Genomic DNA, 11,529 nt, shown 5'->3' on the forward strand with positions numbered 1-11,529 from the left:
TTGAAGTGGGTGCCGATCTCGTGTCCCTCGAGCCAGGCCCGGCGCACGTTGGTCAGCGTGGCCTTGATGTGCGGATCGCTGAGGTAGCCGATGTCGGAAGCGCCGCGCGGGTTGTTCGGCGGCTCGTACATCCGCTTCTTCGCCTCGGGCAGCAGATACAGCCCCGAGAGGAAGAAGGTCATGCTCGCGCCGTGCTCCTTGGCCAGGTCGAGGAAGCGCGGGAAGAGCCCGTTGCCGACCTCGCCGGCCCCGTCCCAGGAGAAGATCACGAACTGCGGCGGGGTCTGGCCCGGCTCCAGCGGCTCGGGCTCGGCGGGCTGGTGCGGCTGCTTGCCGGTGAAGGAGGTGGAGCCGTCGCCGAGGGGGCGCGCGGGATGCGTACCACCCTTGCCTCCCTGCCCGTTCTTTCCGCCCCCGGAACCGTCCGGGTGCCCGCCCCCGTCCGAGGACTTGAGAGACCCGCAGCCGGCGAGCCCGGCGGCGGCCGCCGCACCCGCGCCGAGGCCGAGTATTCCCCTCCGGGAAAGGGTCCGGGAGTTGGTGCGCATGGAAGTCCCCGATTCGTCACGCCTGCTGGTGGTCACCCAGTCAGAGGGCGCGACGATCGGGGAGGTTCCGTTGATACTTATGTTTTTCGTAACGGATCCGGCAAAGGGAACCTAAGTCATTCCAAACGGACCGTCAGAAAAGCCGTTACGCCCCGAAGGCCTTGCTCTTGCCCTTCACCGGCTTGGCACCGGCGCGGAGATGAGCCGGCACGAGGTCGATGGCGGGCTCGGTGTAGCCGACGGAGACGATCCTGTCCCCCTGATATGTGAAAGTCGTCAGGGAGGCGAGCGTGCACTGCCGCCGGCGCGGGTCGTGCCACAGCCGCCGCTTCTCGACGTACGACCGCACGATCCAGATCGGCAGCTGATGGCTGACCAGCACCGCCTCGTGACCGCGGGCCTGGTCCTTGGCCGCGTTCAGCGCGCCCGTCATCCGTACGACCTGGTCGATGTACGGCTCGCCCCAGGACGGCTTGAACGGGTTGACGAGGTGCTTCCAGTTGTCGGGCTTGCGCAGAGCGCCGTCGCCGACCCCGAAGGTCTTGCCCTGGAAGACGTTGTCGGCCTCGATCAGCCGCTCGTCGGTGGCGAGGTCCAGCCCGTGCGCCTTGGCGATCGGGGTGGCGGTCTCCTGTGCGCGCTCCAGCGGCGAGGCGACCACGTGGGTGACGTCCCGCGAGGCGAGGTGGTCCGCGACCCGGTCGGCCATCTGCCGGCCCAGCTCGGACAGGTGGTAGCCGGGCAGCCGCCCGTACAGGATCCCGTCCGGGTTGGCGACCTCACCGTGCCGCATGAGGTGGACGACGGTGATGTCGTTGTTGGCACTGTTGGCGCTGGTGGCGCTCACGCGGTGGCCTCCGCGGCAGCTCGGGCCGCCGCCGGAAGGGCGTCGGCGATCTTCTGGATGGCCCGCTCGTCGTGGGCCGTGGACACGAACCAGGACTCGAAGGACGACGGCGGCAGATAGACGCCGTTCGCCAGCAGCGAGTGGAAGAAGGCAGTGAAGCGGAACGACTCCTGCCGCTTGGCGTCCTCGTAGTCCCGCACCTGCCGGTCGGTGAAGAACACGGAGAACATGTTGGAGGCGGTCTGCAGCCGGTGCGCGACGCCCTCCTTGCTCAGCGCCTCGCTGACGAGCGTGCGGATCTGCTCCGAGACGGCGTCGACCTTCTGGTACGCCGCATCGTCGAGGAGCCGCAGCTGGGCGAGCCCGGCGGCGGTGGCGACGGGGTTCCCGGAGAGGGTGCCGGCCTGGTAGACGGGCCCGGCGGGGGCAAGGTGGGCCATGACGTCGGCGCGTCCGCCGAACGCGGCAGCGGGGAACCCACCGCCCATGACCTTCCCGAAGGTCATGAGGTCGGGCTTGACCCCGTCGATGCCGTACCAGCCGCTCCGGCTCGTCCGGAACCCGGTCATCACCTCGTCGGAGATGAAGAGGGCGCCGTTCTTCCGGCAGGCGTCCTTGAGCCCCTCGTTGAACCCGGGCCCCGGCGGCACCACGCCCATGTTGCCGGGCGAGGCCTCGGTGATGACACAGGCGATCTCGCCCGGGTGCCGGTGGAAGGCCTCGTGCACCGCTTCGAGGTCGTTGTACGGCAGCACGATCGTGTCCCCGGCCTGGGCACCGGTGACGCCGGGGGTGTCGGGCAGCGCGAAGGTCGCGACGCCGGAGCCGGCCGCGGCGAGCAGGGAGTCGACGTGCCCGTGATAGCAGCCGGCGAACTTGATCACCTTGGACCGCTGGGTGAACCCGCGGGCGAGCCGGATGGCCGACATCGTGGCCTCGGTCCCGCTGCTGACGAGCCGCACCTGCTCGACGGGCTCGATCCGGGCGACGATCTCCTCGGCGAGCGCGACCTCGCCCTCACCGGGCGTGCCGAAGGATGTACCGCGGGCGACGGCCTCCTGGACGGCGGCGATGACCTCGGGGTGGGAGTGGCCGAGGATCATCGGCCCCCAGGAGCACACCAGGTCGACGTACTCCCGCCCGTCGGCGTCGGTCAGGTACGGTCCCTTGCCGGAGACCATGAACCGGGGCGTGCCGCCCACGGCGCGGAAGGCGCGCACCGGGGAGTTCACGCCGCCCGGTGTGACGACGGACGCACGGTCGAAGAGCGCCTGCGAGGCGGGCGCTTCATAGGGATAGGGCAGTTCGCTCAGGGCACTCATGACGTGCGAATTCTCCGACTTCTCGGACTCCGGTTGCGTGGTGACCTCCTCAGGGTAGGCCGCGCCTCGCTCCGCCAGCGGCCGACCTCAAGATCGGAACAGTTGCATCTGCGAGACTGGTACCTGATACACACAGCTCATATGGCACGTAGTAGTAAGGGGCTGTTGAAGATCCCGCGGACTGGTGTTTCACCGCACGTTTCGGCGAGCGGCCGTGGGGGAGGTCACTGACACGATGATCGGGTTGCGCGGCGGGGGCCACGCGTCCTAGAAAAGCAGTCGGGTGGAGATATGCATCGCGGTGGCGGACTGGGCGAGGGGACTGATGACCTGGGTCCTCGACGTGCCCGGCGGGGAAGGCACCGGCGCGACGCGGAGGAAACTACCGAAACACGTCAGACCGACGCACGTCAGGCACAGGGAGTACCGAGTGAGCCCGAGCGGTACGACCGGCAGACCGACCGGCAGCCGGACCGCCAGCTGGACCACCAGCTGGACCGGCCGGGCGACCGCCGGCTCGAGCACCGGGCCGACCGTCTCCGGGCGGGGAGCAGGAATGGTGGTCGGGTGGGGGTGACGTACAAATACTTCGGCGCGCCGGACGGTGCGACCGCGGCCCGCGTCCCCATCTCGATGCGCCCCGAGGAACTCGGCGGCGACGAGCTTGGCATGAACGGCATGTTCACCAAGATCAAGCCGGAGACGATGGCCGCGATGGTACTGACCGGCATCGAGGGCGTGCCCCTGCACAAGGTGCCGCCCCTGGAGCTGGTCGTCCTGCACCCCGACTACGCGGTCGTCAAACTCCCCATGACGGTCGTCGACCCCCTCCGCGGCATCGGCGAGGAAGCGGTCGGCGCAGCGGCCTTCATCTGGTCGACGGTGCCGGACCGGGGTGGGCCGCGGGATGCGTTCAACGTGTACCAGTTGCTGCACGAGTGGCAGGACTTCTCGCATCGGCTGCATGAGGCGGGGCATCAGCCGTATTGCCTGGTGTGGCCCTGAGCTGGGATTTCACGGTGTTCGGGCGGGGCTTTCGGGCTCCGCCCTCGTCATGCGGGCACCCCGCAGGATCCTCGCCCTGAACAGCCGCGAGCCCCGGACCAGGTGTCCGGGGCTCGCTTGCGTGCGTTGTACAGGGACCTCTTTATCCGGGATATCCCAGATATCCGGGTTATTCGGGCTATCCGGCTAGCAGGTCATCCGCGGATTTCGGCTCACGCGTGGACGTCGTACATGTCGGAGCAAATGAGCCCGCCGCTGCCACCCACACAGGCCCACATCTTGTAGTGGTGGCCCTCGGGCAGGTTTCCGCCCTTGGTGGCCGTGTAGGGGGAGCCGTGCCCGAACGTGCCCGCTTCACGAACGGGGCTGGTGCTCAGGTAGGCGCCGACACCCCATCCGTCCGGCGTGGGGTCGACCGCCGAGAGGGAGTCCCCGTCGGCCTTCCAGTAGGTCTCACCGGCCAGCTTGCCGTTGACGTACACACCGATGTTGTAGGACCCGTCGCTCCCCATCGGCCCGTGCCAGAACGTGACGTTCTGCGGTACAGCCGCGGAGGCGCTGCTTGCGCCCAGAGCCATGGCGCTGCCGGTCATCAGCATGGTCGCAGCGAACGCGACGGCGGTGCGCTTGCGCAGAGAAACGCGCATCTATCCCCCCATTACTTGCATTACTTGTATTACTGGTCGACCAAGATCGTAACGCGCCTCGCACGTGAGTGCGATCGGTTTTGAGTAATATTGACCGAAGCTGAGACCGCGGCGCATGCATGATTCAGACAAAGCGGTCTGAGTCGCCTTCAGGAATCGCGGTGGACGACCGTGATAAGGCGTTCATGGCCGGGGGTGTCGAGTTCGTCGACCACGGCGACGGCCAGGTCCTCGGCGCTGATCCACGATCGCCCGTCGCCGCTCGTGAGCAAGGTGTCGGTGCCGCGCCGGTAGTGGCCGGTTCGTTCACCGGGCGCGAGCAAGGCCGGCGGGCTCAGGTAGACCCAGTCGGCACCCTCATGGGTCTGGCAGGTCCGCAGTTGGGCCGTCCCGGCGGCGGCCACCGCTTTCCATTCGGCGGGCACGTACACGGGGTTGTCGGCGACCAGCAGATCGTGGTCGCCGGGGCTGCGCAACGCACCGGCGCCGCCCACCACCAGGACGCGAATCCCCGACTCCGCTGCGATGTCCAGCACCGTGCGGGTAGCACCGACCAAGAACTCCTGGTCGACCGGAAAGCTCCGCACGGTCAGCACGACGGCATTCGGGGCGGAGCCCGCGAGCGCCTCGCGCACGGCGGCCGGGTCGTTCGCATCGACCGCGATCGGTGTCACGTTCGGGGCCCCGCTCGCCGGCTTCCGGGACAGGGCGAGCACCTGGTGCCCGCGTGCACCGGCCTCGGCGATCACCCGGCTGCCGACCATCCCGGTGGCGCCGACCACGGCGATCGTCATGGCTGCCCTCGGTGAAACTGTCGTCATTGAATCCGTCCCTCTCGCATCTGGCCTTCTCGAATCTGGCCTTCTCGAATCTGGCCTTCTCGGACCTGGTCTCCTCGAACCTGGCCTTCTGCGGTCCGGTCCTCTGCAGTCCGGTCCTCTGCAGTCCGGTCCTCTGGAATGTGGGCGCCTGCTCTCCCGCCTCGCCGGATGCGGCCGGACAGGCTCGGGGCACTGAGCTGTGCGGCGAGCAACGCGGTCAGGGCGAGGACGAAGCCGAGGGTTTGCGGCGGGCTCAGCGACTCGCCCAGCGCGACGCCGATGACGGTCGCGACCAGCGGAGACAGCAGGACCAGCGGTGCGGACGCGCCGACCGGCAGCTTTCCGATCCCGCGGAACCACAGCGTGTACGCGATCAGCCCGCCCATGCTGCCGAGCCACAGATAGCCGCCGACCGCTCCGGCGTCGATCCGCTGCGGTACCCCTTCGAACGCGAGGGTGAGCGGGAGCAGCAGCAGGCCACCGACCGTCAGTTGCCAGCCGGCCATGGTCAGTGGTCCGATCCCCGCCGGACGGCCCCAGCGCTTGGTGAGGACGACCCCGCCGGCCATGGTGGCCGTATGGCCGAGGCCGGCGAGCACCCCGACGGCGTCCAGGCGGGCCTGCGGACCGAGCACGACGAGTCCGACGCCGAGCACGCCGATCACGCCCCAGGTCAGTCGCCAGGCGGTCGGCCGGTCGCGGAGCACCGCGGTGGCCAACCCGGCGACCAGCAGCGGCTGGGCGGCGCCGAGGGTGGCGGCGACACCGCCGGGGAGTCGTTCGGCGGCCAGGAACAGCAGGGGCATCCCGCCCATGTTGAGCAGGCCGAGGACGACGGCCTTCCACCACCAGTCCCCGCGCGGGAGCACCCGTGTGATCGCCAGCGCCAGCAGCCCGGCGGGCAGGGCGCGCATCAGCCCGGCGAACAGCGGGTGCCCCGGCGGCAGCAGTTCCGTGGTCACGACGTACGTGGTGCCCCAGGACGCGGGAGCGAGTGCGGTCAGTACGACGGTTGCCGCCTGCTGTGGGGACGAGGTCCGCAGCCGACCCGGTGATCGCTCGGTCGAGGAGTGCATGTGATGAAGTCTCAGCACAACGCGCCATGATTCCAACGCATGCTTGTCATGTCAGCCATGAATGAGAACGATTGCTGTGTGGACCTCCAGCAGATGCGATACGTCGTCGCCGTGGCCGAAACCCGCAACTTCACGCGCGCGGCGGAGCGCTGTTCCGTGGTGCAGTCGTCGCTCAGTCACCGGATCGCGAGCCTGGAACGGGAGCTCGGGGTGAGGCTGTTCGCCCGCTCCAGCCGCCGCGTCGAACTGACCAGTGCGGGAGCGGCGTTTCTCGCCGGCGCGCGCGAGTGCCTGGCCGCTGCCGACCGCGCGGCTGCCGACGCCGCTGCCGCGACCGGCGTGGTACGCGGCCGGCTCGCGGTCGGCGTGATCGTGACCTCGGCCGCCGTCGACGTACCCGAGTTGCTCCAGCGGTATCGCGCCCAGCATCCGGACGTCCGCGTCGTCCTCCGTTCCGGGCGCAGCGACGAGCTGGCGGAGGCGGTCCGCAGCGGGGACCTGGACATCGCCTTCCTCGGCCTGCCGGAAGGCGCGCGGCCCTCCGGTGTGGAGACCGTTGTTCTCGACCACGACGCGCACGTGCTGGTGGTACCGGCCGGGCACCGGCTGGCGGGGGCTTCCCGGGTGACGCTGCAGGAGATCGCCGCGGAGACGTTCGTGGACTTCGTGGCCGAGACACCCGCCCGGGCCCAGTCCGATCAGGCGTTCGCCGCCGCGGGTCTGGTACGCGACGTCGCGTACGAGACCGGCGTCGTCGAGCTGATCACCCGGCTGATCGCGCGTGGGCTCGGCGTGGCCCTGCTGCCGTCGGCGTTCATCCGGCCGCTGGCCGCCGACGCCCCCGAACTGGCGCTGGTCCCGGTCGTCGACGGGCCGCATCGCATCGAGTACCTGGTGTGGAGCCGGTTCAACCCCAGCCCCGCCACCCGGGCGATGCTCGACGTCCTCGGAGTCCGACCGCCGTCGGATCCGGCCTGACGTCAGGCGTCGGTACGCTCACTCGTTCGGGGCACCCGTCGACGCGTCTGTGTGTGTCCACCGGCGCGGACAGCGGAATGTGCGCACCGTGGCCCCTATGACCTGGGACGACGGTGAGGGACGATGATCGTATCCGTGGTGTCGATGCCCGGTGGGGCCACCGCTCGTACGAGCCTGTCGGAGGCACGTGAGCGCCTCTCCACATCCGACTTCCTGCTCGTCGACGTCCAGCTGCCCGACGAACCGACGGCTGATGCACAGTCGGTCGTCGGCCGGCTCGGCCTGGGGACCGAGAGCCCGCACTGGTTCGGCAGGGCGGGAGAACCGGCGAGGGCGGAGTTCCTCGGCGACAGAGCGGGGTTCGTCGTGCCCGTGGTCGGGGGAGACCAAGTCGTCCATGTGCACGTGCTGGTGACGGAGCGGCACCTGGTCACGTTCCACCGGGGGCCGGCCAGACCGCTGGACGGAGTCATGGCACGGCTGGAGCAGGAGAGGCCCGCCGACACCGTGACGGTGCTGTTCCTGCTGCTGCAGGAGGCGCTGGACACGTTTCGCCGGGCCGCGGTGGCAAACCTCCTGGTGGTGGAGGACCTGGAGGACGCGATGTTCGAGCAGCGCCGCCCCGCGCAGGTCTATCGCCTGGCGCGACTACGGCGGCGTGCCGCGGTGCTGCACCACTTCCTCCTCCCCTACCTCCAGGCGACGGACGAGATCCTCACCCGCAGGATGCTGAACCGCAGCTTCCCGGAGGAACGCCAGCGGCTCGCCCGGGAGTTCCAGCACGCCGGCCGACTGGTGCTCACCGACATCGAGTCCCTCCAGGAGGCCACCCGACGGGCCTTCGCCAGCTACTCCTCCCTCGTGGCGGGCGAGCAGAACGGCGTGATCAACCGGCTCGCCATCGTGTCGACGATCTTCCTGCCGCTGTCGTTCCTGACCGGGTACTTCGGCATGAACTTCAGCTATCTCACGGACGAGATGGAGAGCAAGGCCGTCTTCTGGCTGCTCGCCGTCGGGCTGCAGGCGGGCGTCCTGTTCGTCGCGCTCTACGTGCTGCACCGCACCCACATCTGGCGAAGGCTCCGTGACGACGACGGCCGGGAGGACCGCTGAGCCCGTTGCATCAGACGGGGGCGTCAGTCAGGGGCGATGGAGAAACTGCGCCACAGGCCGGTGGACCTGACCACCTCGTCCGCCCCTCCGATGTCCAGGTAGTTGCTCGCCCCGCCCGGCGGCACGGTGCAGTCGGGGGTCGTGTACAGGAGCAGGTTGCTCTGCGTGTGGTTGTCGACGCGGGTCACGCCCTCGACGAAACGGTGACACCTGTGGATCGGCGGGTTCGAGATGGTCTCCACGAGCCTGGCATCGTGCCGCGCGACGATCGTGCCGGACGCCTGATCCTGGCAGGCGGTCAGCGCGATGCCGAGCACCGCTATGCCGGTGAGCGCGGCCAGCGACCGTGAAGCGCGCATGAAGCCTCCTGTGCGGGACGGAGAGCTGGCTGGGACGTCGTCCTGCCACCACTATCCGTCAGAGCGGGCGGACACGCCTGGTGAGGACGACCCTTGCGGGCTGAGGCACGGCACTGCACTCGAAGGGCGTCGGACGGGCCTCGACGGCGGGCCGCACACAGGTCGGGCAGCCGCCCTGCGGACGGTTCGCGCATACGGCGTGTTCCGGGATGTCGGGCGATAGTGGACACGTACCGGTGTTCCTGTGTTCCACCGTCACCTCAGGGAGGCCCGTTGGCCGGCAGGGGCGGCGGATCGCGGGTGGTCGTCGTGATGGGCGTGTCGGCGTCCGGCAAGTCCACCGTCGGAGCACGGCTCGCGCAGCAGCTCGGCGTGCCGTTCCTGGAGGGCGACGACCTCCACCCCGCGGCGAACCGCGCCAAGATGGCGTCCGGACACCCTCTCGACGACGCCGATCGGCGGCCCTGGCTGGCGGCGCTCACGGAGTGGATCCGGACCACCGCGTCGAGTGGGCACGGGGGTGTTGCCGCCTGTTCGATGCTCAAGCGCGCGTACCGCGACCGGTTCCGGCGTACGGGAGCGGACGTGTGGTTCGTGTACCTGGCTCTTGACCGTGAGGTGGCCGCGGAGCGCATCGCACGCCGGAAGGGGCATTTCATGCCTCCGGAGCTGCTCGCTTCCCAGTACGACGCTCTGGATCCCCTGCACGCCGACGAACCGGGCGTGACCATCGACGCGTCCGTCAGCGCGGAGCAGGTCGTGGCAGCCGCCCTGCGCGCCGTGTGCCCACCGGACCGGTGAGGAGGTTCCGTCCTTCTTTCCTGGTCATCGCCGGGCTCATCAGACGCCGGTCACGTCCGCGACCTGCGCATATCGCACGGCTCGGGCCCGACGGGCCCGAGCCGTACCTCCGGCTTACGCTGATCGGAGGGGGTGCGTCCGGGTGAATCACGCACCGGAAGGGGCTCCCCGATGGACGACTACCCGCTGATCGAGAACCACGGTCTGCTCGGCGATCTGCAGACCGCGGCACTGGTGACCACAGAGGGGACGGTCGACTGGCTCTGCTTCCCGCGGTTCGACTCGCCCAGCGTGTTCGGCGCGCTGCTGGACAAGGACAAGGGCGGGCACTGCTCCGTCCGGCCGGTGCACACGATGTACGCGACCAAGCAGTTGTACCTTCCCGACACGGCGATCCTGGTGACCCGGTTCATGACCGAGGCGGGCGCCGGGGAGGTCCTCGACTTCATGCCCGTGACGGGGACGACTGCCACGCCCTGCCACCGGCTCGTCCGCATGGTCCGCTGTGTGCGCGGCAGCATGACCTTCGAGATCGACGTCGCCCCGCGGTTCGACTACGGCCGGACGGCCCACCGGTTGCACATCCCCGAACAGGGAGCGGTGTTCGCCGCGGAGAACGGCGAGGCGCTCACCGTGCACCCCATCCGCGAACCGGAGGACAAGCAGCTGGTCGACATCCTCACCGGCCGGGGGGACGACCTGCACTTCACGCTGACCCTGCAGGCGGGCCAGCAGCGCGGACTGGTCCTGGAGTCGGCCGCCGACGGACCGCCGCGGCAGATCCTGCTCGCCGAGTACCAGGAACTCTTCGACGACACCCGCAGGTTCTGGCGCTCCTGGCTGAGCCAGTCCCAGTACTCGGGGCGCTGGCGGGAGATGGTGGAGCGCTCCGCGATCACTCTGAAGCTCATGACCTATGCCCCGAGCGGCGCCCTGGTCGCCGCCCCGACGACGGCGCTCCCCGAGCAACTGGGCGGCGAGCGCAACTGGGACTACCGGTTCACCTGGATCCGTGACGCCGCCTTCTCCGTGTACGCCCTGCTGGGGCTGGGTTTCACCGACGAGGCCAGGGCGTTCATCGTGTGGCTGGGCGACCGGGTCGGGGAACGGGCCGGCAGCGAAGGGGACTCCGGCCCGCTCAACATCATGTACCGGGTCGACGGCTCCTCCGACCTGGAGGAGGAGATCCTCGAACACTGGGAGGGCTACGCGCGTTCCGCCCCGGTGCGAGTCGGCAACGGTGCCGCGACACAGCTCCAGCTGGACATCTACGGCGAAGCGCTGGACAGCATCTACTTCGCGCACCAGCACGGGATCCGGGTCGGGCACCACGGCTGGACCTCGCTGCTGACGAACCTGGACTGGCTGGTCGACCACTGGGACCAGGCGGGAGAGGGCCTGTGGGAGACCCGCGGCGGCCGTAAGCACTTCACGTACGGCCGTGTCATGTCATGGGTGGCGTTCGACCGTGCTCTGCGGCTCGCCGAGTCGCACGGCCGGCCGGCGGCGGCCGCACGCTGGAGCGCCGAACGGGACGCGATCTACGAGCAGATCATGGCCAAGGGATGGAGTGAGGGACGGCAGGCCTTCGTCCAGCACTACGGCAGTGACGTACTCGACTCCTCGCTGCTGCGCATGGCGACGGTGGGGTTCGTCATCCCCGAGGATCCGATGTGGACGTCAGCCCTCGACGCGATGGAGGAGGAGCTGGTCAGCGACAGCCTGGTCTACCGCTACAACCCCGAGGCCTCGCCCGACGGCCTGCGCGGCTCGGAGGGGACCTTCTCCCTGTGCACGTTCATGTACGTCGACGCCCTGGCGCGTGCAGGGCGCACCGACCGGGCGAGGCTGGTGTTCGAGAAGATGATGGGGTACGCCAACCATCTGGGCCTGTACTCGGAGGAGATCGACCTGACTGGCCGCCAGCTGGGCAACTTCCCGCAGGCGTTCACTCATCTCGCCCTCATCGACGCGGCCCTCACCCTGAACAAGGCTCTGGACCGGCGGTAGTC

The 11,529-nt window shown here is 69.3% G+C and carries 12 protein-coding genes and 1 pseudogene; 5 read left to right on the forward strand and 8 right to left on the reverse strand.

Features of this window, described 5'->3' with window-relative positions:
• From ABZ471_RS24350 to ABZ471_RS24365, 4 genes and pseudogenes are all read right to left on the reverse strand, one after another.
• Positions 1 to 548, reverse strand: a pseudogene (locus tag ABZ471_RS24350) (hypothetical protein); the annotation flags it as partial.
• A 145-nt stretch (positions 549 to 693) separates the two neighbouring features.
• The gene (locus ABZ471_RS24355; RefSeq protein ID WP_359069039.1) at positions 694 to 1,341 is read right to left on the reverse strand and encodes a histidine phosphatase family protein; all 648 of its coding nucleotides are present in this window, start codon (positions 1,339 to 1,341) and stop codon (positions 694 to 696) included.
• A gap of 50 nt (positions 1,342 to 1,391) precedes the next feature.
• Positions 1,392 to 2,708, reverse strand: a complete 1,317-nt coding sequence (hemL, locus tag ABZ471_RS24360; protein ID WP_359069040.1) for a glutamate-1-semialdehyde 2,1-aminomutase — start codon at positions 2,706 to 2,708, stop codon at positions 1,392 to 1,394.
• A 276-nt stretch (positions 2,709 to 2,984) separates the two neighbouring features.
• A complete protein-coding gene (locus ABZ471_RS24365; RefSeq protein ID WP_359068934.1) occupies positions 2,985 to 3,242 on the reverse strand; it encodes a hypothetical protein in 258 nt (85 codons plus the stop codon).
• A gap of 42 nt (positions 3,243 to 3,284) precedes the next feature.
• Here ABZ471_RS24365 and ABZ471_RS24370 point away from each other — a divergent pair, with 42 nt between their 5' ends.
• Positions 3,285 to 3,722: a hypothetical protein gene (locus ABZ471_RS24370; RefSeq protein WP_003974483.1), complete on the forward strand. Its 438-nt coding sequence runs from the start codon at positions 3,285 to 3,287 to the stop codon at positions 3,720 to 3,722.
• 212 nt (positions 3,723 to 3,934) lie between these two features.
• Here the strand turns inward: ABZ471_RS24370 and ABZ471_RS24375 are convergent, their stop codons facing one another.
• The 3 genes from ABZ471_RS24375 to ABZ471_RS24385 all read right to left on the reverse strand — a co-directional run bounded on the left by ABZ471_RS24375 (position 3,935) and on the right by ABZ471_RS24385 (position 6,266).
• Positions 3,935 to 4,369, reverse strand: a complete 435-nt coding sequence (locus ABZ471_RS24375; protein WP_359068935.1) for a hypothetical protein — start codon at positions 4,367 to 4,369, stop codon at positions 3,935 to 3,937.
• Between the two features lie 149 nt (positions 4,370 to 4,518).
• On the reverse strand, positions 4,519 to 5,163 hold the full coding sequence (locus ABZ471_RS24380) for an NAD(P)H-binding protein (RefSeq protein ID WP_359068936.1): 645 nt from the start codon (positions 5,161 to 5,163) through the stop codon (positions 4,519 to 4,521).
• Between the two features lie 23 nt (positions 5,164 to 5,186).
• Positions 5,187 to 6,266, reverse strand: a complete 1,080-nt coding sequence (locus tag ABZ471_RS24385) for an EamA family transporter (RefSeq protein WP_359068937.1) — start codon at positions 6,264 to 6,266, stop codon at positions 5,187 to 5,189.
• A gap of 78 nt (positions 6,267 to 6,344) precedes the next feature.
• Between ABZ471_RS24385 and ABZ471_RS24390 the strand changes: the two genes are divergently transcribed.
• Positions 6,345 to 7,244, forward strand: coding sequence for a LysR family transcriptional regulator (locus ABZ471_RS24390; RefSeq protein ID WP_359069041.1), 900 nt, complete (start codon positions 6,345 to 6,347; stop codon positions 7,242 to 7,244).
• A gap of 123 nt (positions 7,245 to 7,367) precedes the next feature.
• Complete coding sequence (locus tag ABZ471_RS24395; protein ID WP_359068938.1) at positions 7,368 to 8,357, forward strand: CorA family divalent cation transporter; 990 nt, start codon at positions 7,368 to 7,370, stop codon at positions 8,355 to 8,357.
• Positions 8,358 to 8,380: 23 nt separating this feature from the next.
• Here ABZ471_RS24395 and ABZ471_RS24400 read toward each other — a convergent pair whose 3' ends face one another.
• Entirely contained in the window at positions 8,381 to 8,716 is a 336-nt protein-coding gene (locus tag ABZ471_RS24400) for a hypothetical protein (protein WP_359068940.1), read from the reverse strand.
• Positions 8,717 to 8,989: 273 nt separating this feature from the next.
• Here ABZ471_RS24400 and ABZ471_RS24405 point away from each other — a divergent pair, with 273 nt between their 5' ends.
• Complete coding sequence (locus tag ABZ471_RS24405) at positions 8,990 to 9,517, forward strand: gluconokinase (protein ID WP_359068942.1); 528 nt, start codon at positions 8,990 to 8,992, stop codon at positions 9,515 to 9,517.
• 171 nt (positions 9,518 to 9,688) lie between these two features.
• Positions 9,689 to 11,527, forward strand: coding sequence for a glycoside hydrolase family 15 protein (locus ABZ471_RS24410; RefSeq protein WP_359068944.1), 1,839 nt, complete (start codon positions 9,689 to 9,691; stop codon positions 11,525 to 11,527).
• Positions 11,528 to 11,529 lie beyond the last annotated feature (2 nt).

The sequence above is a fragment of the Streptomyces sp. NPDC005728 genome (assembly GCF_040630895.1).
Taxonomy (GTDB): domain Bacteria; phylum Actinomycetota; class Actinomycetes; order Streptomycetales; family Streptomycetaceae; genus Streptomyces.